Below are 21,883 nucleotides of genomic sequence, written 5' to 3'. Positions count from 1 at the left end.
ACCTCAGCCTAGTCTGAGGTATTTTTTTGTCTGTAATTTAAAGAGGAACAATTCATGTTTTACGATTTAGCCCGCCGTTTTATGTTCACCCGAGATGCTGAATGGGCACATGAGTTTGCTCTTAATAATTTACGCCGTTTTGCACACACCCCTTTAAACACAGCTTGGTCACAACAACTACAAAACAAACCAGTTAATTTTTTAGGCCTTGAGTTTAAAAACCCTGTGGGTTTGGCTGCAGGTTTAGATAAAAACGCTGAGTGTATTGATGCCTTTAGCCAAATGGGCTTTGGTTTTGTAGAAGTTGGCACGGTTACCCCGCGCCCGCAAGCAGGTAATGATAAGCCGCGCATTTTTAGATTACCGCAGTCAAATGCCATTATTAACCGAATGGGCTTTAATAATAAAGGGGTCGATAATTTAGTTAATAACGTAAAAAATGCCAAGTACACCGGTATTTTAGGTATTAATATTGGTAAAAATAAAGATACCCCAAATGAGCAAGGTAAAGACGATTACATTCATTGTATGCGTAAAGTGTTCGAGCATGCTTCGTATATTACGGTCAATATTTCATCTCCAAATACTCCAGGGCTGCGCGATTTACAATATGGCGCCGCGTTAGATGATTTACTGCAAAGTTTAAAGAATGAACAGCTTGATTTAATTGCCAAGCATAATAAGCAAGTACCTATGCTGGTTAAAATAGCGCCAGATCTTGATCAAATCCAAATTGAGCAGGTTAGCGAGTCACTATTAACTAATCAAATTGATGGCGTAATCGCAACAAATACTACGCTTGAACGTAGTGCAGTAATGGGTCAGCAATACGCCGATGAGGCGGGTGGTTTATCTGGCAGCCCAGTAAGAGAGCGCTCTACACACATTGTTAGCGAACTTAAACGTTTAACACAAGGTAAATTACCAATTATTGGTGTAGGTGGTATTGATGATGCGCAATCTGCTCAAGAAAAGCTAAATGCAGGCGCAAATTTAGTGCAGGTTTATACTGGGTTCATCTACAAAGGGCCACAATTGGTAAAATCGATCGTTGATTCCTTATAAGGATCAGTTATGTAAGCTTTTGATCGTTCAATAAATGTTCTAAACAAATGTTTTAAAAATGGTCAAAAGCCGTTATAATCTAATATTAATGTCTTAATTAAAAATAAATTTTTAAACAAGGAGGAGGCAAATGTTACAAGCAACAAAACAATGGCAGTGGATTGCATGTGCAAATAAAAACCGCTTACTACTTGATTTAAATGACGATATGCAATTATGCACCCCGTATAAATTGAGACAACTCACCGACTGTGTATTTAAAAACCCGCGTTTTAGCTTAGAAGATGCTGCCTTTTATGAGCAGGTATACAATTACTTAGATGGTTTTGAGCTGTATAAGCCTGCACAAATTTGCCAAATTGCGCTTAATGCCACCGCTGTAAAATTTCATTTGAAACCGGTACTGGCTAAAAGTTGGTTTTTTGAAGAGTACACAGGCACCCAGCCAAGTACAGAAGCCATCGTTAAACTTACCTCAAAAGCACAAACCGGTGAGTTTTTAATTGTTGAACATTGCCCTGATGCTTCAATTTGCTTAAACCTTAACGAAACATTCAAACTTGATGATAATTTGTCTCTTGAACAGTTTGAAGTTATCCGCGTTTTAAACAATCGTGTTCACCCTCTATTACTTGAGCAATATCACACTAAATCAGCTTAGCAAATTTACAAATCGAGCTGCGTTTATCAAGTGTTTGTCAGCCAACCTATGTTATAATCCTGCGCAATTAGCTATTAAGGGTTATTACTTTGCAATTTATCGCACTTACTTCTATCGGAATCGAAAATTTACTTGTTGATGAACTAACAGAATTAGGCGCCGTCGTGTCTAAACAAACTGTGGGTTCTGTTCGCTTTGAGGCAGATTCAACATTGGCGCAAAAGGTTTGTCTATCAACTCGTTATGCAACACGTGTGCTGATGCTTATTGAAGAAAAAGAAGGCGTTAATGATAAAGATAGCCTGTATAAATTTGCTCGTTTTCAGCCATGGCAAGAATGGTTTGGCCCTACCCAAACATTTGCCGTTGATTTTAATGGTACCAACGACTCTTTAAAAAATACCCAGTTTTCAGGCTTGGTAATTAAAGATGCAATTGTTGACTACTTTAACGATTTATACGAACAGCGCCCAAATGTAGATAAGCAAGATGCCAATGTGCGTGTTGTGGCGCGTTTAAACCGCCATGGTGTGGCATTGTACATTGATTACTCGGGTCCTCGTTTATCTGAGCGAGGTTATCGCCAAGGCCAAGGTAAAGCCCCAATTAAAGAGCACTTAGCGGCCGCGATTATTAAACGCAGTGGTTGGCTTGAAAATGTAAATCAGCCTTTATTTGACCCATGTTGTGGTGCTGGCACTATTTTAATAGAAGCGGCGGGCATGGCGCGTAACGAAGCACCTGGTTTATTTAGAGAAGGGTTTGCTTTTGAGCGTTTACCTAGTTTTAGGGCGGCCAAATTTAAACAACTGCGTGAAGAATTAATTGCACAGATTACCGATCCTAAATTGTGGTTAATTGGCCACGATTACGATGCGCAAGTTCTTGATAAAGCCATTGCCAATGCCGAGCGAGCAGAGCTGGGTAATGTTATTAAGTTTAAGCAAAGTGATGCAACAAAGCTTACCTCTGTTGCTAAATTACCCGGGGTGGTTATTTCTAACTTACCGTACGGCGAACGTATTGGCTCTATGGCTGAGCTGGTAAATCTACACCGCAGCATGGGCGTGGGTTTTAAAAAGCACTTTAATCATTGGAAGCTTGCGTTACTAGGTATGGATGAAAGCCTATTTAAGCTGTTAAAACTGGTTAAACAAAAGCGTTATAAATTTAAAAACGGCCCATTAGATGTAGAGCTAAATTTATATCAGTTAGATGATAAACAGGTAAGCCTGACAAGCGATGACAAACCGGCTCTTAATTTTGAAGGCTCAATGTCGTTTGCTAATCGTTTGAAAAAGAACAAACAAGGCCTAAAAAATTGGCTTAAACAAAACGAAGTACAAGCTTATCGCGTATACGATGCTGATATTCCTGAGTACAACGTAGCGGTTGATATTTACGGCGACTCTGCTGTTATTTTTGAATACGCAGCACCTAAAGAAATTGACGAAAAAACATCAGAAAAGCGTCTTCAAGATGTGATTAGCTTAACTGCACAGCAGCTAAACATATCACCTGAAAACATAGCCGTTAAAGTGCGTAAAAAACAAAAAGGGGAAGAGCAGTACACCCCAATGGCTAAACAAAACCGTACTATGGTGGTGGAAGAATTTGGCGCTAAGTTTAAAGTAAACTTGTTTGATTACCTCGATACAGGGCTGTTTTTAGATCATCGTTTAGCGCGTCGTTATATTCAGCAAAATGCAAAAGACAAACGCTTTTTAAACTTATTTGCCTACACAGGTACAGCCTCTGTGCACGCGGCATTAGGGGGTGCAAAAGCAATTACCACCGTTGATTTATCAAAAACCTACCTTAAGTGGGGCCAAGATAACTTTGCGCTAAATGATATTAGCAATACTCGCTACCGTTTTGAGCAAGCTGATTGTTTAAAATGGCTAGAATACGCACAAGGCCAATACGATTTAATCTTTTTAGACCCGCCTACGTTTTCTAATTCTAAACGAATGAAAGACGCGTTTGATGTGCAAACCGATCATATAAAATTACTTACTTGGGTTAAAAAAATCTTGAGTCCGTCGGGTACATTAATTTTTTCTAATAATAAACGTGGTTTTGTAATGGATGAAGTAGGTTTGATGGGCTTAGGGTTAAAAGCTGAAAATATTTCAGAAAAAACGTTATCACCTGATTTCAAACGTAATAAAAAAATACACAACAGTTGGTTAATTACCCATGGCTAATTATGTTTTATACCACACCGATGGCTGTCATTTATGTGAGCAAGCCGAGCAGGTTTTATTATCGGTTTTGGATAAAAATAGTGAGCTTAAATTAATTGATATACTCACTGATGAGCAGCTAATAGCGCGTTTTCAGTTAAGTATTCCCGTATTTGAGAGCAAAAGCGGCCACCATTTGTATTGGCCGTTTGATGCACAAACAGTGCATGAATTTTTAGCGCAAGAATAAAAGAGCAGTATTTATGGATTTAATTAGAATACAAAAAGCGCAGTTAGCTTATGGTACGCACCCATTACTTGATGATGCTGATGCAGTGATAGAAAGCGGTGAGCGCGTCTGTATTGTAGGGCGAAATGGGGCGGGTAAATCTACACTTTTAAAAGTACTAGATGGCCAAGTTATTTTAGATGATGGTGAAATTAACCAGCTTGGCGGGATCAAAATATCTCGCTTAGAGCAAGATCCTCCTAAAGGAGCAAACGGCTCAGTATTCGATTATGTAGCGCAGGGTATGCCTGATATTGCTAATTTGCTGATTGATTATCATCATGTGAGCACGCAGTTACAAACCGATTGTACCGACAAACTGCTAAATAAGCTTGAACGTTTATCTAACGATTTAGAAGCGTGTGACGGTTGGCGTTTTGATTCGCGTATTCAATTAGTACTAACGCGTTTAGAGCTTAGCCCAGATGCTAAATTAGAGTCGCTCTCAGGTGGTTGGTTGCGTAAAGTTGCTTTAGCACGTGCACTTGTGAGTGAGCCTGACTTATTGTTACTTGATGAACCAACAAACCATTTAGACGTAGACAGTGTTAAATGGCTAGAGCAGTTTTTAAAAGAATTTAAAGGCGGTATTGTATTTATATCGCATGACCGTGCGTTTATCCGTGCTGTTGCAACGCGTATTTTAGATTTAGACCGCGGTAAACTTATCTCTTACCCTGGCGATTACGCGACCTACCTTGAACAAAAAGCGCATGACTTAAAAGTAGAAGAATCACAAAATGCACTCTTTGATAAGCGTTTAGCAGAGGAAGAAGCCTGGATACGCCAAGGTGTTAAAGCCCGTCGTACCCGCAACGAAGGCCGCGTACGTGAACTTAAACAGTTACGTGTTGAGCGCAAAGCTCGTGTAGAGCAAGTAGGTAAAACCGATTTTAATATTGAAACGGCTGATAGATCCGGCAAGCTAGTGTTTGAGGCAAAACACCTTAGTCATGCCTTTAAAGATAAAGTGATTGCTAATGATTTTTCTACTCTTGTTATGCGCGGTGACCGCATTGGCTTAGTTGGCCCAAATGGTATTGGTAAAACAACCTTACTTAAACTGTTGTTTGGTGATTTAGAAGCCGATAGCGGCCATGTTAAACAAGGCGTTAATTTAGAATTTGCTTACTTTGACCAATATAGGCAAAAGCTTGATGAAGACGCCACTGTTCAAGATAACGTTGCAGAGGGTAAACAAGAGGTAATGATGGGCGGGCGTTCTCGTCATGTACTTGGTTACCTGCAAGACTTTTTGTTTCCACCGGCACGCGCGCGTACACCTGTAAAAGCACTCTCTGGTGGTGAGAAAAACAGGCTTTTACTTGCAAAACTATTTCTAAAACCATCAAATATTTTAGTACTCGATGAGCCAACCAATGACTTGGATATTGAAACATTAGAGTTACTCGAAGAAATTATTAATCAGTATCAGGGTACTGTGCTTATAGTAAGCCATGACCGTGAATTTATTGATAATACGTGTAGTAGTGTATGGGCGTTTGAAGGTGATGGAAAAATAACTGATATGGTAGGGGGTTACACCGATTACCAAGCTTATTTAAGCTATTTAGCCGAGCAGGAAAAACAGCAACAAGCACCCAAAAAAGACGTTAAACCTGCGCCTGTAGCCGCTACAAAGCCTGAAAACAAAAGCACTAAGCTTTCTTACAAATTAAAACTTGAATTAGAGCAACTACCCAATAAAATGGAACAACTTGAAGCCGCTGTAGAAGCGCAGCAAGCTGTAGTGAGCGATCCTGACTTTTTCAAACAAGATAGCGACGTAACCACTAATGCATTGAACCATTTAGCAAAACTTGAGTCTGACCTTGAAGCCGCGTTTGAGCGCTGGGAAGAACTTGAAGAATTACAGAATCAGTAGTAAGGATTAAAATGAAATATAAATTACTCGCTGCCAGTATTTTAGCGACATTGAGTACATCTGCATTAAGTGCAACCTATGAATTAACAGAACTAGGTACTCTTGACGGCGCTAAACATTCTTACGTGACTGACGTAAGCGAAAGCGGGCACATTATTGGTACTGCCAACGGATTGTATAATTTACCAATCGATATTAGCTATATCGACTTTACCGAAAGCGTTATTGAAAATGCGTACGATAGTGAAGAGTACAACTTTGAGCTAAGTGATAAAGAAATTACTTTTACACTTGATGATATAGAAAATAACGATGCGGTTTTTAATAACGCCGATGCACATTCATTTATGGTTAGTTTTTTAGCTGGCAGACCAACAGATTACGAGTACCAAAAGTTAAGCTCGGTAGTTGGTATTAAGTTTGACGATGGCATAGTAACTGAGCAAATACTGTTTGATGAAGAGTCGGTAGATTACGTTGGTTTAACGCGTTCGGTTAGTAACTTTTATAATGCGGTAAGCGAAGATGGCGTGAGCGTTGGTTGGAGTGCAGCTCCATATGATAAAGTTTTATTTACGCCAGATGATGAAGATGAAGAAGAAACATGGTTTACCCATGACTTTATTGAGCGCGGAATAGTTATTTCTGAAGATGGAACGCAAAAGGTTGAGTTAGTTCCAGACTTTGACGATTACGGCGGTACTAGCCGAGCTAACGATATTGTTAAAACAAATGACGGGTACACTGTTGTTGGTTATGTTTCAACAGGTATTCCTGAAGACAGGCTTGATAATATTGAAGATAACTGTGATAACGAAGACGAGCCAACCAATACCTGTGTGGAATTATTAAATTCAAGTGTAACCACCGGCGTATTTGATGAGCGCGCGGTAAAATGGGAGCTTGATGAAGCATTTAATATCACTTCTACTGAAATACTAGGCCTTGCCTTAACGCCAGAAGAAGATGATGACTTTGCTTTTACAAGTACCGCTCTTGCGCTAAATAATAATGGCACAGTGGTGGGCTCTTCAAATGCTCGTTACTATAAAAATGACGACACTATTTTAACAATGCCTGTTTATTTTAAAAATGGTGACGTGTTTAATTTTATAGACCAAGAAGATGATTGGCTTTCTGGCAAAGCGCTTGCTGTCAATGACAACGATGTAATTGTTGGTTATGCATCAAAGCGTATTGAAACCACGATCCGTGATCAGTTTTTCTATCATGATATAAGTACTGGCAATACCGTTTTCCCTACCGGTTACTTTAATAGCTCAAGCGCTTATGGTAATGATATTAATAACCAAGGTTATGTTGTTGGTGAAGGCGAGGTAGGTACATCTGAAAACAGCCGTCGTAAAGAAGCGTTTATATATAAAATTGGTGACGATAAAATTACCAATTTAAACGATTTACTACCTTGTTATGAAACAGATGGTGAAACAGACTACGCCTACACAATGGCTGAAGCGAAAGTCATTAATGAAGACAATGAAATTTTTGGTGTAGCTACCAAAACCGTTGAAAAGCGCGATACCTTTGGTAATGTAGAAACCGATATCGAAGGTAATATTGAGTACGAAAGTGTTGCTGTTGCAGTAAAACTAACACCTATTGATGGTGAAGTAGAAGACTGTACACCTATAGAAGAAGAGCTCTATGAAAGAAGCTCAGCAAGCTTCCCTTGGTACACACTGTTATTATTGCCGCTAGTGGGCTTACGCAGAGTATTTAGGTTTTAAGCTTTATGCTTTTCATAAAAAAACCAACTTATAAAAGTTGGTTTTTTTTCGTCTATAATAAAGTGCTTGGCGTTAATTAGTTATCTCAATTTGCTTCATTAAGTCATTCTTGAGCACTTTAATCGTTGGCTTTATTACGTATTAGTATTTCGCGCTAACCAGGCTTTGCGCACAGAGCGTCGCCAAATAATATCAATACCTAAATAAGCAATAATTGCGGCAACAGAAGCGCATACCAGTGAGCCAATTAAAAATGCAGGTCCGATGGTAGAAAGGCTTTCTAAGAACCATGCCCAACTGGCTTCAAATGCAAAATGCTGCTCTGGTTGATTTAAAACAAGCGTACCTACAAGGTATGAGCCGTAAAATATTGGCGGCATAGTCAATGGGTTGGTAAGCCACACCAATGCCACAGAGATAGGTAAGTTAACTCTAAATACAATAGCTGCCGCAGCGGCTAAAACCATTTGAAAAGGAACAGGGATGAACGCAAAAAATAAACCCACCGCAAATGCGCCCCTTGCCGAGCGTCTGTTTAAATGCCATAGGTTGGCGTCTTGTAATAGGCGGCCGAATATTCTAAGTGTTTTATGATGCCTAATTTTATTAGGATCAGGTAAAAATCGTTGGATCGTTTTCTTAGGCATTTCAAGCAACCATTTACTTCAGTGTGGATTAGTCTTGGATTTGTAATAGGTTGTATTTCAACCGTATTTTATTATCAAACCCATGAATTTACAGTCATCACAATATCTGTCCTTATTGCGAGCGCCTATTTTAAGCCGTTTTTGAATGTTTTGTTAGGGTTTATTTTAGCTATTTGCTGCATTGTTGTGCACTTTTACCTGTTTTATAGCTATACATTGCCAAATGATGAAAATAACTATGCTTACCCTGCCACAATTCTTGTTGATGACGTTATCTCTGCAAAGCAACCACAGTATATAAAAGCAACGTTATTAAAGTTAAATGGGGATGAAATACACAAATTTAAAGCACCTAAAGCCATGTTAAGTGTCGATTCTGCACAGCTTATTAAGCAGGGCGATACTTTTGAGGCAACAATAGCGCTGAAAAAATTCAGAACAATTAAAAATATCGGTGTGTTTGATAATAATGTGCATGCCTTTAAACAACGCATACTATTTAAAGGCAAAGTACTTAATAAACAATTGCGCATTACTAGCGCCGCTTCACCTTCAATAATTTATAAATACAGGTCGTTTTTAAAACACACTTATCAAAAAACAACGCTTAACTGGCTTTATTATGCATTGCTTAGTGGTGATAAATCACTGATGTCGTTTGAAAATAAACAAACAATGCAAAGTTTAGGGCTCAGCCATTTATTAGCCATTTCAGGGTTGCACATAGGGCTTATATTCAGCTGTTTTTATTTACTGAGTAAGTACACAGCATACATTTTGAAAATTAATGTATTGCAGTCAATTAATTTATCTATTATTTATTGTTTTATCGGCTGGTTAGCGGCATTTATATATGTTTATTTAAGTGAATTTTTACTCTCAGCGACTCGCGCATTTATTATGTTAAGTTGCGTATTAGGTCTTTACTTTATTGCCAAACAGCCACTGCGCTGGCGAAGCATTCTATATGCTTTAGTCGCTGTATTACTCATCAATCCTTTTAATGTTTTAAACCCAGGTTTATATTTTTCCTTTATTGCGGTTGCAATTATTTTTCTTGTTATAAAGTACCTTCCTAAAACTAAATATAATTGGCTTAGCGTGTTTATAGCGCTGTGTATTATTCAGCTTGCTTTATTTATTGGGCTTTTGCCCATTACCCTTATTTATTTTAATGGGGTAAGTATTGCTGGGTTGGTTATTAATTTATTGGCAATTCCATTATTAAGCGTGGTGATCATGCCGTTTTTGCTGCTATTTACGATAATAAGTGCTGTGGTAGATATAACGCCCGTCATTTTATTATTCGATAGTGTACTTATAACATTGTTTAAGTATATGGATGCAATCCCTTGGCATTACAGATGGTTAGATATAGCTAAACCGCGTACATTGTACTTAGTTGCAGCTTACCTATGCATACTAATTACTTGGTTTAGCCCCTTTAAACGTTTAGCACTCATTCCTCTATGCGTTACATTAATAGATTATCTGTATTTACCAAAGCCTCTTTGGCAATTGCATGTGTTTGATGTTGGGCACGGATTAATGACGTTACTCGAAAAAGACAATCAAGCGTTGGTTTACGATTTTGGTCCGAGTTATTTTAACCGTTTTAGCCGTACATACAGTGTGTTAATTCCCTATTTAAAAAAACATAACTTAACCGTTAGTGATGCAATAATAAGTCATCAAGACAACGACCATGCAGGGGGCGCAGCACATTTTATTAATGCAGGGTATGGTGAAAGCTTTAAGCGTTTTCACCCACACGGCACAACCACACAGTGTATCTCTTTAGATTATAACTTTAATGGATTGCGCATTAGCAGCTTTGCTGATAGCTCATTTAATAACGAAAATGATAATTCGTGTGTGCTTTTAATCAAATCACCCCAACTTACTATGTTATTAACGGGTGATATTTCTAAAGCACGTGAGCTGAGCCTTATTAAAACTCACTCATTACAAGCCGATGTGATTTTAAGCCCTCATCATGGCAGCGATACGTCTTCAAGCACGGAATTTATCAACCATGTAAATCCGAATACGGTTATTCACTCAACAGCTTTTCAAGGCCAATGGCAATTTCCCAGTGAAAAAGTGGTTTCGCGCTACAAAGCTATAAATGCTAAACAATATGTTACGGCACGTGATGGGCAAATTACGGTAAGTATTTATCAAGATAGCTTTAAAGTGACAACGGCCCGCAAACACGAAAGTTATTGGTTTATAGAAGATTGACGTTTAGTTTTAACGGTTTGAAGGATACAATAAGGGCTGTAATTGTATAACGAGAGTAATATGAGTCAAAGTACTACACAAATTTATAAACGGTTGATTTCTTACGTTGGTGATTATAAAAGCGTTGCCTTCGTCGCTATTATTGGAATGATCGGCTATTCGGGTATGGATGCTTTATTTATTCAATTAATGAAACCCTTTATTGATGAAGGCCTAAACCAACGTAATAGCGAAGTGCTAGCTTATGCCCCATTTGTGGTAATTGCGCTGGTAATAGGGCGTGGTCTGTTTAATTTTATGTCTTCGTATTGCCTAAGCTATGTAGGCTCGCAAGTAGTACGTTCGTTACGCCAGCAGTTATTTGAACACATATTACATTTGCCTGTTTCGTTTCATGATAAAAACTCAACAGGTGATTTAATTTCAAAAATTACTTTTGATACAGAACAAGTTCAGCAAGCAATCACCAAAGCACTGTTAATTGTTGTAAGAGAAGGCGCTTTTGTCGTTTTTTTACTTGCCCTTATGTTTTATACCAGCTGGCAGCTTTCGCTGATTTTTTTAGTGATCATTCCATTAGTGGCAATTATTGTAACGTTTGTGTCTAAACGCTTTCGCCATATTTCGAAAAATATACAGTCTGCAATGGGGCAGGTCACCCGTAGCTCTGAGCAAATGCTAAGTGGACACAAAGTTATTCATGGCTTTGGTGGGCAAAAACAAGAAATCGACCAGTTTTCAAAAATCAATAATCATAATCGCCAGCAACGTATTAAAATGGATGCCACTAAAGCGTTAAGCGTGTCGGTAATTCAAGTGCTTGCAGCAAGTGCAATGGCTGTTATTTTGTGGGTTGTATCTATGCCTTCAATGATAGATACGATCAGCTCTGGCGATTTTATGGTACTCATTTCTTCTATGATGATGCTTTTACGCCCGCTTAAACAATTAGCAAACGTGAACAGTGATATGCAGCGCGGTATTTCTGCAGCGCAAAGTATTTTTTTAGTTTTAGATGAAGAAATTGAAAAAGACAAAGGTACTTACACCGTAGATAAAGTGAAGGGCGAAATTGAGGTTAAAAATGTTACCTTTAAATACCCAACTAAAGATGAAGCTGTTTTAAATAACCTATCAATAAGTATAAAGGCCGGTGAAAGCATCGCGCTTGTAGGGCGTTCAGGCTCGGGTAAATCGACTATTTCTAATTTATTACCGCGTTATTATGATTTAGAAGCACCAAGTGAAATTTTATTAGATGGCGTTGCGCTTGAGAAATATAAACTGGCCGATTTACGCCGCCAGTTTGCCTTAGTATCTCAGCAAGTTGTGTTATTTAACGACACAATTGCCAATAATATTTGTTATGGCATAAGCCGCGAAATAACACCGCAGCAACTAGAAGAGGTGGTTAAACAAGCCCACGTGTGGGAATTTGTTAAAGACCTACCTGAGCAACTCAATACCATGGTCGGTGAAAACGGGGTAATGCTCTCTGGTGGTCAACGTCAACGTATAGCAATTGCTCGCGCTATATTAAAAGATGCACCTATTTTAATTTTAGATGAAGCAACTTCAGCCTTAGACACAGAGTCTGAAAAACTAATTCAGCAAGCTCTTGATACCCTAATGCAAGACAAAACGTCTATAGTAATCGCCCATCGCCTTTCAACCATTGAGAACAGCGACAAAATATACGTTATTGATGGTGGTCGGGTGATTGAAAGTGGCGATCATCAAAGTTTATTAGCTAAAGATGGTACTTATTCAGCTCTATGTAAAATGCAGTTTGGTGAGCACGGGTGAGTAAAATAGAGCAAAGCTGGTATAAACCATTTAGTTTTATAACGCTACTTTTACTGCCATTAGCTGCGCTTTTTTGGTTAATTTCAAGTATTAGGAAATGGTTTTTTAAGGTTGGCTTTGCCACGCCTTTTAAAGCTAAATCTAAAGTGATAGTGGTGGGCAATATAAGTGTAGGCGGAAATGGCAAAACGCCATTTGTGTTATGGCTTTACGAATACTTGTCAGAGCAAGGCCTAAAAGTGGGTATTATCAGCCGAGGTTACGGCGGTAAAGCCAACAGTTACCCGCTGGTGGTAGAGCGCGGCGTAACAAGTGCACAAGCCGGTGATGAGCCAATACTTTTATTTAATCGCTTAAAATGTCCGCTTGTTGTTGGACCCGATAGAAAAGCCAACATTACATTATTAGAGCAGCAATTTTGTGTGGATGTCATAATTTCAGATGATGGTATGCAGCATTATAAAATGGCACGCGATATAGAGTGCTGCATTGTTGATAGCCAAAGGCGATTTGGTAATGGCTTTGTTATGCCTGCAGGGCCATTACGTGAAACCACAAACAGATTAAATAGCGTTGATTTAGTGATTGAAAACGGGGGAGATGCATCCCAAAGCTACGTTTTGCAAACTGGTGCACTTAAACACGTTGCTAACAATACCCCTGTGAATAAAACAATTGAAAAAGGCCATGCGGTAAGTGCCATTGGTAACCCACAACGTTTTGAAGATTCATTAAAGGGGCAAAATATTCAGCTGCTTTCGACTCATCATTATAGAGATCACTATGCTTATAGCATGGCTGATTTTACTCAATTTAATGATGATAACGTATTAATGACAGAAAAAGATGCAGTAAAATGTAGAGACTTTGCAAAAGATACTTGGTATTACCTACCCGTAAATGCAAAACCTACAGACGCTGTAATACATAAATTAGATTTATTATTAAAACAAAAAGGGATCCTCAATGGCCTTTGATACAAAATTACTTGAAATAATTGCTTGTCCTGTGTGTAAAGGAAAGCTTCGTTTTGATAAAGAAAATGCAGAACTTATTAGTACTGCAGCTAAACTTGCATACCCAGTACGCGATGATATACCGGTACTTTTAGAAAATGAGGCGCGTGAGCTATCTCAAGATGAGGTTGATAAGTGGAATTCGTAGTTGTTATACCTGCACGTTACGCGTCTACCCGTTTGCCTGGCAAACCATTAGCTGACATATGCGGTAAACCTATGATTCAACACGTGTATGAAAAAGCGTGTTTGTCAGGTGCAAGTAAAGTGGTTATTGCAACCGATCATCAAAAAGTTTTTGATGCTGTTAAGTTGTTCACAAACGATGTACTGATGACGCGAGAAGATCATCAATCGGGTACCGAACGTTTAGCAGAGGTTGTTGACCTTCTTAAGCTAGACGCAGAAACCCTGGTGGTCAATGTACAAGGCGATGAGCCATTACTTGCCAGCGAAAACGTATCGCAAGTTGCCACTTTACTAAATAATTCAAGCGCGCCAATGGCAACATTAAGTGTAGCCATTGAAGAGCAAGACGAAGTGTTTAATCCTAATGCCGTGAAGGTTGTTAGTGATATTAATAAAAATGCGTTGTACTTTTCGCGGGCCAATATTCCGTTTGATAGAAGCGCAATGTTAAATAACGACAGTGTGTTAGATATAACGCCTTTTCAGCGCCATGTGGGTATATATGCTTATCGTGCGGGCTTCATTAAGCAGTATATTGAGCTAAGTGTATCGCCGCTTGAAGTACTTGAGTCGCTAGAGCAACTTAGAGTGTTGTACCATGGTTACGCTATTAAAATTGAGCAGGCCAAAGTAACACCACATGCAGGGGTTGATACGGCCGAGGATTTAGAAAAAGTGATTGCCTACCTAAAAGCTAAGCAAGCCTAATAATGGTTAAAAGTGAATTACCCATAGTATTTAGCCACGCTGATTTTTATATATTTGAAAAACCAGCGGGGCTTAATTTTCACTCAGAAGGTGAAAAAGGGTTTGTGGTATTAGCTGAGCAGCAAACTGGCGAAAAATTATTTGCTGTTCACCGCCTTGATAAAGTGACATCTGGCCTTATTATTCTTAGTCGCAATAAAGAAGCCGCTGCTAAATTTACGTCTCTTTTTACTGAGCACGCAATAAACAAGTTTTATTTAGCTATAAGCAATGCTAAACCTAAAAAAAAGCAAGGGTGGATAAAAGGTGATATGGCTAAGTCTCGCAGGGGCATGTTTAAGCTTTTACCGACCCTGCAAAACCCGGCCATTACCCGCTTTTATTCTTTTAGTTATAAGCCGGGGTTTAGAGCGTATATTTTAAAGCCGTATTCGGGTAAAACCCACCAACTTAGAGTGGCATTAAAAAGTTTAGGGGCGCCAATTTTAGGCGATACACTTTATAGTGGCACCGCAGCTGAGCGGGCGTATCTTCATGCCTATGCGTTAAGTTTTTTATGGCATGGGGAGCAAATTAATTGCTCTTTGCTACCTACTACGGGTGATGAGTACCAGCAATTAATTAATCATCAAGAATTTCAAGCATGGCAATCGCCATGGCAACTGGATTGGTAAATGAGCGAAAAAGTAACAGATATTCGTTTTGGCGGGATCAAACGCCTATACGGTAACCAACAATTTGACTGGCTACAACAAGCCCATTTTTGTGTAGTGGGGATAGGCGGTGTAGGAAGTTGGGCCGCCGAAGCTTTAGCACGTACAGGCGTGGGTAAAATCACTTTAATTGATTTAGATGATATTTGCGCGACGAACGTAAATAGGCAAATTCATGCACTTAGCGGCAGTATTGGCCAAGCCAAAGTAGATGCAATGAAAAGTCGCTGCGAACTGATAAACCCAGCGTGTAAAGTAACTGTGATAGATGACTTTATTACTCTTGAAAATATTCGTGAGCATATTCAAGGTTTTGATTACGTTATTGACTGTATTGATGCAGTTAAAGAAAAAGCGGCGCTTATTGCTCATTGTAAGCGCAATAAAATGCCTATTATTACTACTGGCGGCGCGGGTGGGCAAACTGATCCTAGCCAAATAACATTTGGTGATGTGGCTAAAACCACGCAAGATCCGCTACTTGCTAAAGTGCGTTATATTTTACGCAAACAATATAATTTTAGTAACAACCCTAAACGCAAATTTAATATTGATTGTGTGTACTCAACTGAGCAACTTGTTTACCCAGGCAGTGATGGCAGTGTATGCCACGCTAAACAAAATGCTGATGGTACAATGAATATGGATTGTAATAACGGGTTTGGCTCGGTAACTATGATCACCGGAAGTTTTGGCTTTTTTGTAGCGGCTAAAGCGGTACGTAAATATTTAGATAAAAAACAGCGTTTACAACAAGCTCAATAGTTTAATTGAGCTTGTTAGTTGCCATGCTTTGAATTGCCTCGACCATGGCTTTTATTCCGTTCCCTCGAGATGCACTAAGGTGTTTAATTAAGCCTAACTTTTCAAATTCGTCATACGCATTAATATTCACGACTTCTTCAGGTGTTAAGCCATTATAAAGCGCTAAAATTATCGCTAATAAGCCTTTTACAATGCGAGTGTCTGAGTCGCCAATAACCACTAAACGATTCTCGCTATCGTCAAACTCCATAAACATCCACACTTTGCTCTCACACCCTGGCACCAGTGCGTCATCGGTTTTAAGTACATCCGCTAAAGCGGGAAGTGTTTTGCCCAGAAGCATTATTTCGCGATATTTTTGCTGCCAAGATTGCGCCTGTTGTATAGGTTTTACTACGTTTTTAAACGTATTTGTCATGAGTTATCCTAAATTAGTCTAATAATTCAATCGTTTCTTTCAAGGCATTGATGAAATTATCAACATCTTGGTGGGTATTATAAAATGCAAAGCTTGCTCGAACAGTGCCTTTTACCCCTAAATGGTGCATTAATGGTTGCGTACAATGGTGTCCACTGCGTACTGCAATACCAAATCCGTCAAGCAAAGTTGCCAAATCGTAAGGGTGTTCACTTTTATAATTAAAACTAAGGGTGCCAATATTGTTGTTTAGGTCGCTATAAATAGTAATACCGTTAATTTTACTCAACTGTGTGGCTGCATAATTAAAAATAGCCTGCTCATGGCGCTGTAACTGTTCTATGTTTAGGGCTGATAAATAATCAATTGCTGCACTGAAGCCAATGACGCCGGCTATATTTGGGGTGCCGGTCTCAAATTTAGCAGGAGCGTCTCTGTAGCTGGTTTTTTCAAGCGTTACAGTATCTATCATCTCACCACCCGTTTGATACGGGGTAAGCGCATTAAGTAATTCATAGCGACCATATAAGCCCCCTACACCCGTAGGCCCAAGCATTTTATGCGCTGAGAATACATAAAAATCACATCCAAGCTGCTTTAAATTAGGGCGTAAATGCATGGCTCCTTGTGCGCCATCAACAACAACTAACGTGCCGACTGCTTTCGCTGCAGCTATTAATGGCGCTAAATTGGTAATATTACCTAATGCGTTAGACGCTTGGCTGATACACAGCACCTTTGCTTTAGTGCGCGTGATCATGTCTATACAGCGCGCTATATTAAACGTCGCGTTTTGCTCAAGGGGAAGTGCAGATAACGTAGCCCCGGTATTTTGCGTTAATACCTGCCAAGGAACAATATTAGCGTGGTGCTCAAGGGGTGTAATTAAAACCGTATCTTCACCAGTAATTTGCCTTTGTAGACCATGAGCAAGTAAATTTAGCGCCTCTGTTGCGCCTTTAGTCCAGACGATTTCTTTAGCATTTACGTTAAAGTAATCCGCTGTTTTTAATCTTGCCTCTTCAAAATGCTCTGTAGCGCGCTCGCTTAAGGTGTGGCGGCCTCTGTGAACGTTTGCGTTGCCTAAATTATAAAAACGAGTGGTTGCATCAATAACGCTTTGTGGCTTTTGCGACGTTGCGCCAGAGTCTAAATAAACTAAAGGGTTGCCATTAAGGGTTTGGTTTAAAGTAGGGAAGTCGTTGCGGATTTTTGTTATATCAAACTCTCGAGAAGGCATGGCTATTCAACATCTATAAATTTAGGCAGGAATTGTAATCGGTTTCATAAAATTGACAAGCTAAGCACACAAAAAAGGCCGCAAAAGCGGCCTTTTTAACTAACTAAGCTTAGCGCTTGTCAGTTGATACGAAGTCACGTTGAGTGTAACCAGTATACATTTGACGAGGGCGGCTGATCTTATGACCAGGTTGAGATAGCATCTCATCCCAGTGAGTGATCCAACCAACAGTACGTGCCATTGCAAAAATTACAGTGAACATGCTTGTTGGAATACCAATCGCTTTTAAGATAATACCTGAGTAGAAATCAACGTTAGGGTAAAGTTTCTTCTCTACAAAATATGGGTCTTCAAGGGCAATTTGTTCAAGCTTCATTGCAATATCAAGAAGCGGATCTTGAATGTTAAGCTCTTCTAATACTTCGTGACACGTTTGACGCATTACTGTAGCGCGTGGGTCGAAGTTTTTGTAAACACGGTGACCAAAGCCCATAAGACGGAACGGATCAGACTTATCTTTCGCTTTTGCTACGTACTCATCAATACGATCAACAGAACCAATCTCTTCTAACATGTTTAAACATGCTTCGTTAGCACCGCCGTGAGCAGGGCCCCAAAGAGATGCGATACCCGCTGCAATACATGCATATGGGTTAGCGCCTGAAGAGCCCGCTAAACGTACTGTTGACGTTGAAGCGTTTTGCTCATGATCAGCATGAAGCATGAAGATTTTATCCATTGCTTTAGCTGTAACAGGGTTAACTTTGTATTCTTCAGCCGGTACAGAGAACATCATGTGTAAGAAGTTTTCTGCGTAGCTTAAATCGTTACGCGGGTAAACAAACGGTTGACCAATGTTTGTTTTGTACGCCATAGCTGCAATAGTCGGTAATTTAGCGACAAGTTTAATAGCGCTTGTTTTACGTTGGCTTGCATCAGTAATATCAAGATCTTCGTGGTAAAAAGAAGATAATGCGCCTACTACACCACATAGCATTGCCATTGGGTGAGCATCGAAGCGGAAACCTTGGAAAAAGTTAGCAATTTTCTCATCAAGCATGGTGTTATGCGTGATTTCTTTTGCAAATGCATCGTATTGCTCTTTAGTTGGTAACTCACCGTTTAATAGTAAGTAACAAAGCTCGATGTAGTTAGAGTCTTCAGCTAATTGCTCAATTGGGTAACCACGGTGAAGTAATACACCTTTACCACCATCAATGTAGGTGATTGCAGATTCACAAGAGCCAGTCGACATGAAACCTGGGTCATAAGTAAAGTGACCGTGTGAACCCAACGTACGTACGTCGATCACATCTTGGCCAGCAGTGCCTTGATAAATTGGAAGTTCGATTGGATCTAGTCCATCAATATGGACTGTGGCTTTTTTATCTGCCATCTATGTATCTCCTATTAAGATATCTATTCTGATTTTTAGATTTTTAAAGTTCTGAAATCTTGTTTTAAGCACATCTTCGCATTTTAACGTGAAAGAGGGGGTTAAAGTCAATTTTTATAAACATTATGCATATATGTATAATAAATATTCGGTATTAATTAAATATTATACTATCGGCTAATTCGCAAACGTCTCTAACTAAACAAGAATTGTAAAACAACCTTTGGGTATATATACTATCGGAGGTTTTAAACCGCTTTGTATTTAGGTAAACATATTTTTACAGCGTAATTTTTGCAGATTTGTGAACTTTTGCTGTATTGACACGTTTACTTTGATAGTTCCACCAGAAATTTTGGTGGGTTTTAGAAAAACAAGTAGATGAGCTCCAATGTGAGCAAGATGGGCAAGTAACTGTGAAAAAGCAAAGACCTGTAAATCTAGATCTAACAACTATATCTATGCCGGCAACGGCTAAAGCATCAATCTTTCACCGCGTCACCGGTGTTGCATTATTTTTTGCTTTAACGTTTGTCATTTGGGCTTGGTCTGAGTCTCTTTCTTCAGCTGAAGGTTTTGAATTCGTCAAGGGTCTGTTTAGCGGATTCATTGCCAAATTCATAGCTTGGGGCACACTTTCTGTATTGGGTTATCACCTTATTGGTGGTATCCGTCACATCATTATGGATATGGGCCACTGGGAAGAACTTGAATCAGGTAACCTTAGCGCTAAAATTGCAATGGCACTTGGCGTTGTATTTGCCGTACTGGCAGGGGTGTGGATATGGTCTTAAATCAAGCAACTCTTAAACGTGATGGTGTACAAGATTTCGTATCTTTACGTACCACGGCACTAGTAATCACCGCATACGCGATTTTTATTATCGGCTATTTTTTAGCAACGCCAGAAGTCACTTTCGAAGCCTGGACAGGCCTATTCTCTAATCTAGCAATGAAGGGTTTTACACTTATTACTCTTGTATGCATGATGGTTCATACCCGCATTGGCCTTTGGCAAGTTTTAACGGATTACGTTAAAAACGCTAAACTACGCGCTGTTTTAGGCTTTGTATTAAACCTGATGGCCGTTGCTTACGTAGCTATTGGTCTAATCGTTTTATGGGGTGTTTAAGTGAAATATTCTGTTCGTGAATTTGACGCCGTAGTAATTGGTGCAGGTGGTGCTGGTATGCGCGCCGCTCTTGCCATTACCGAATCTGGCAAAACGTGTGCATTAATATCTAAAGTATTCCCAACACGCTCACACACTGTATCTGCACAGGGTGGTATTACAGTAGCGCTAGGTAATTCACACGAAGACAACTGGGAATGGCATATGTACGATACCGTTAAAGGTTCCGATTTTATCGGTGACCAAGACGCTATCGAATACATGTGTCAAACAGGCCCAGAAGCTATTACTGAATTAGAAAACATGGGTTTACCATTCTCTCGTTTTGAAAATGGCCGTGTTTACCAACGTCCTTTCGGTGGTCAATCGAAAAACTTTGGTGGTGAACAAGCTGCACGTACTGCAGCAGCAGCTGACCGTACTGGTCACGCTTTATTACACCTTCTATACCAACAAAACGTTAAAAACCAAACTAATGTATTCTCTGAGTGGTATGCACTAGATTTAGTTAAAAACGACAATGGCGATGTAGTAGGCTGTACAGCAATTGAGATTGAAACAGGTGAAATCACTTTCTTCAAATCAAAAGCTGTTGTACTTGCAACCGGCGGTGCTGGTCGTATTTTCGCATCAACAACCAATGCTCACATTAATACGGGTGATGGTGTTGGTATGGCAGCCCGTGCAGGCGTTGCTATGCAAGATATGGAAATGTGGCAATTCCACCCAACGGGTATTGCAGGCGCTGGTACACTTGTAACGGAAGGTTGTCGTGGTGAAGGTGGTTATCTTTTAAATAAAGATGGCGAACGCTTCATGGAACGTTATGCACCAAACGCTAAAGACCTAGCGTCTCGTGACGTTGTAGCACGTTCAATGATGACTGAAATCCGTGAAGGCCGTGGCTGTGATGGTCCTTGGGGTCCACACCTTAAGCTGAAACTTGACCACTTAGGTGAAGAAACGCTTAACTTACGTCTACCAGGCGTATGTGACCTTGCTAAAACTTTCGCACACGTTGACCCTGCTAAAGAGCCAATTCCAGTAATACCAACTTGTCACTACATGATGGGTGGTGTTCCAACTAACGTAAATGGTCAAGCGCTACAAATCGATGCTAACGGCAACGAAAAAGTAGTAGAAGGCTTATTTGCAGTAGGTGAAATTGCCTGTGTATCTGTACATGGTGCAAACCGCCTAGGTGGTAACTCATTACTTGATTTAGTTGTATTTGGCCGTGCTGCGGGTAACTTCCTAGGTAAATACCTAAACGAAGTTGAAATTACTAAAGCACCGACAGCATCTGATATTGACGCGTCTCTTGCACGCTTTAACCGTTGGGAAAATTCAACGGCTGGCCAAGGTGAAGACCCAGTTCAAATCAAAAAAGACCTACAACAATGTATGCAGCTTAACTTCTCGGTATTCCGTGAAGGTGAGTCTATGGCGACAGGTCTTAAAGAGCTTAAAGAAATTCGTGAACGTCTGCAGCATGCACGTCTTGATGATAAATCATCAGACTTCAACACGCAGCGTATCGAATGTCTTGAACTAGACAACTTAATGGAAACAGCTTACTCAACTGCAGTAGCTGCAAACTTCCGTACTGAAAGCCGTGGTGCACACTCTCGCTTTGACTACCCAGATCGTGATGACGAAAACTGGTTATGTCACTCAGTATTCAATCCGGTAACGGATGAAATGAGCAAGCGTGACGTAAACTACGCGCCTAAGACGCGTGAAGCGTTCCCACCTAAAGCACGTACCTACTAGGA

The 21,883-nt window shown here is 39.8% G+C and carries 20 protein-coding genes; 16 read left to right on the top strand and 4 right to left on the bottom strand.

The window, feature by feature from the left end; all coding sequences use genetic code 11:
• Positions 1 to 54 precede the first annotated feature (54 nt).
• The 6 genes from pyrD (at position 55) to PSH48_RS03150 (ending at position 7,834) form a co-directional block, all read left to right on the top strand.
• Positions 55 to 1,065, top strand: a complete 1,011-nt coding sequence (pyrD, locus tag PSH48_RS03175; protein ID WP_138611489.1) for a quinone-dependent dihydroorotate dehydrogenase — start codon at positions 55 to 57, stop codon at positions 1,063 to 1,065.
• A gap of 130 nt (positions 1,066 to 1,195) precedes the next feature.
• A complete protein-coding gene (locus tag PSH48_RS03170; RefSeq protein ID WP_029772629.1) occupies positions 1,196 to 1,726 on the top strand; it encodes a cell division protein ZapC in 531 nt (176 codons plus the stop codon).
• Positions 1,727 to 1,815: 89 nt separating this feature from the next.
• The gene (rlmKL, locus tag PSH48_RS03165; protein ID WP_273610887.1) at positions 1,816 to 3,933 is read left to right on the top strand and encodes a bifunctional 23S rRNA (guanine(2069)-N(7))-methyltransferase RlmK/23S rRNA (guanine(2445)-N(2))-methyltransferase RlmL; all 2,118 of its coding nucleotides are present in this window, start codon (positions 1,816 to 1,818) and stop codon (positions 3,931 to 3,933) included.
• On the top strand, positions 3,926 to 4,162 hold the full coding sequence (locus PSH48_RS03160) for a glutaredoxin family protein (protein ID WP_004586699.1): 237 nt from the start codon (positions 3,926 to 3,928) through the stop codon (positions 4,160 to 4,162). Before rlmKL ends, PSH48_RS03160 begins: the two co-directional genes overlap by 8 nt.
• Positions 4,163 to 4,175: 13 nt before the next feature.
• The gene (gene uup / locus PSH48_RS03155; protein ID WP_096739570.1) at positions 4,176 to 6,086 is read left to right on the top strand and encodes an ATP-binding cassette ATPase Uup; all 1,911 of its coding nucleotides are present in this window, start codon (positions 4,176 to 4,178) and stop codon (positions 6,084 to 6,086) included.
• A gap of 11 nt (positions 6,087 to 6,097) precedes the next feature.
• Positions 6,098 to 7,834: a DUF3466 family protein gene (locus PSH48_RS03150; protein ID WP_273610886.1), complete on the top strand. Its 1,737-nt coding sequence runs from the start codon at positions 6,098 to 6,100 to the stop codon at positions 7,832 to 7,834.
• Between the two features lie 134 nt (positions 7,835 to 7,968).
• Here the strand turns inward: PSH48_RS03150 and PSH48_RS03145 are convergent, their stop codons facing one another.
• Positions 7,969 to 8,481 carry a DUF2062 domain-containing protein gene (locus PSH48_RS03145; protein ID WP_024033538.1) on the bottom strand — a complete coding sequence of 171 codons (513 nt, stop codon included), beginning with the start codon at positions 8,479 to 8,481 and terminating at the stop codon, positions 7,969 to 7,971.
• On the opposite strand from PSH48_RS03145, the gene PSH48_RS03140 reads away from it, so the two are divergent.
• Genes PSH48_RS03140 through tcdA form a run of 7 tightly spaced genes read left to right on the top strand, consistent with a single transcriptional unit; the run spans position 8,461 to position 15,922 of the window.
• Positions 8,461 to 10,725, top strand: a complete 2,265-nt coding sequence (locus PSH48_RS03140; RefSeq protein WP_273610885.1) for a DNA internalization-related competence protein ComEC/Rec2 — start codon at positions 8,461 to 8,463, stop codon at positions 10,723 to 10,725. The genes PSH48_RS03145 and PSH48_RS03140 overlap by 21 nt on opposite strands.
• 60 nt (positions 10,726 to 10,785) lie before the next feature.
• A complete protein-coding gene (msbA, locus tag PSH48_RS03135) occupies positions 10,786 to 12,531 on the top strand; it encodes a lipid A export permease/ATP-binding protein MsbA (protein WP_004586694.1) in 1,746 nt (581 codons plus the stop codon).
• On the top strand, positions 12,528 to 13,508 hold the full coding sequence (gene lpxK / locus PSH48_RS03130) for a tetraacyldisaccharide 4'-kinase (RefSeq protein WP_273610884.1): 981 nt from the start codon (positions 12,528 to 12,530) through the stop codon (positions 13,506 to 13,508). Before msbA ends, lpxK begins: the two co-directional genes overlap by 4 nt.
• Positions 13,498 to 13,695, top strand: coding sequence for a Trm112 family protein (locus tag PSH48_RS03125; RefSeq protein ID WP_004586692.1), 198 nt, complete (start codon positions 13,498 to 13,500; stop codon positions 13,693 to 13,695). The genes lpxK and PSH48_RS03125 overlap by 11 nt, the downstream gene beginning before the upstream one ends.
• The gene (kdsB, locus tag PSH48_RS03120) at positions 13,683 to 14,444 is read left to right on the top strand and encodes a 3-deoxy-manno-octulosonate cytidylyltransferase (protein WP_248450924.1); all 762 of its coding nucleotides are present in this window, start codon (positions 13,683 to 13,685) and stop codon (positions 14,442 to 14,444) included. The genes PSH48_RS03125 and kdsB overlap by 13 nt, the downstream gene beginning before the upstream one ends.
• Before the next feature lie 2 nt (positions 14,445 to 14,446).
• On the top strand, positions 14,447 to 15,118 hold the full coding sequence (locus tag PSH48_RS03115) for a TIGR01621 family pseudouridine synthase (RefSeq protein WP_248442252.1): 672 nt from the start codon (positions 14,447 to 14,449) through the stop codon (positions 15,116 to 15,118).
• Positions 15,119 to 15,922, top strand: a complete 804-nt coding sequence (tcdA, locus tag PSH48_RS03110; RefSeq protein WP_248450925.1) for a tRNA cyclic N6-threonylcarbamoyladenosine(37) synthase TcdA — start codon at positions 15,119 to 15,121, stop codon at positions 15,920 to 15,922.
• A gap of 1 nt (position 15,923) precedes the next feature.
• Here tcdA and PSH48_RS03105 read toward each other — a convergent pair whose 3' ends face one another.
• From PSH48_RS03105 to PSH48_RS03095, 3 genes are all read right to left on the bottom strand, one after another.
• Positions 15,924 to 16,340, bottom strand: a complete 417-nt coding sequence (locus PSH48_RS03105) for a SufE family protein (protein WP_004586688.1) — start codon at positions 16,338 to 16,340, stop codon at positions 15,924 to 15,926.
• A 13-nt stretch (positions 16,341 to 16,353) separates the two neighbouring features.
• A complete protein-coding gene (locus PSH48_RS03100; RefSeq protein WP_273610883.1) occupies positions 16,354 to 17,580 on the bottom strand; it encodes an aminotransferase class V-fold PLP-dependent enzyme in 1,227 nt (408 codons plus the stop codon).
• Positions 17,581 to 17,689: 109 nt separating this feature from the next.
• Complete coding sequence (locus tag PSH48_RS03095; RefSeq protein ID WP_004586686.1) at positions 17,690 to 18,976, bottom strand: citrate synthase; 1,287 nt, start codon at positions 18,974 to 18,976, stop codon at positions 17,690 to 17,692.
• Between the two features lie 416 nt (positions 18,977 to 19,392).
• Here PSH48_RS03095 and sdhC point away from each other — a divergent pair, with 416 nt between their 5' ends.
• The 3 genes from sdhC to sdhA are packed head-to-tail and all read left to right on the top strand — an operon-like array spanning position 19,393 to position 21,881.
• Positions 19,393 to 19,770, top strand: a complete 378-nt coding sequence (sdhC, locus tag PSH48_RS03090; protein ID WP_084554498.1) for a succinate dehydrogenase, cytochrome b556 subunit — start codon at positions 19,393 to 19,395, stop codon at positions 19,768 to 19,770.
• Positions 19,761 to 20,108 (top strand): succinate dehydrogenase, hydrophobic membrane anchor protein, encoded by a 348-nt coding sequence (gene sdhD, locus PSH48_RS03085; protein ID WP_004586684.1) that lies wholly within the window; start codon positions 19,761 to 19,763, stop codon positions 20,106 to 20,108. Before sdhC ends, sdhD begins: the two co-directional genes overlap by 10 nt.
• On the top strand, positions 20,109 to 21,881 hold the full coding sequence (sdhA, locus tag PSH48_RS03080) for a succinate dehydrogenase flavoprotein subunit (RefSeq protein WP_004586683.1): 1,773 nt from the start codon (positions 20,109 to 20,111) through the stop codon (positions 21,879 to 21,881).
• Positions 21,882 to 21,883 lie beyond the last annotated feature (2 nt).

The sequence above is a fragment of the Pseudoalteromonas sp. Angola-4 genome (assembly GCF_028599265.1).
Taxonomy (GTDB): Bacteria; Pseudomonadota; Gammaproteobacteria; order Enterobacterales; family Alteromonadaceae; genus Pseudoalteromonas; species Pseudoalteromonas atlantica.
The sequence above is the reverse complement of the archived record's forward strand: the minus strand, read 5'-3'. Positions and strand labels throughout refer to the sequence as shown.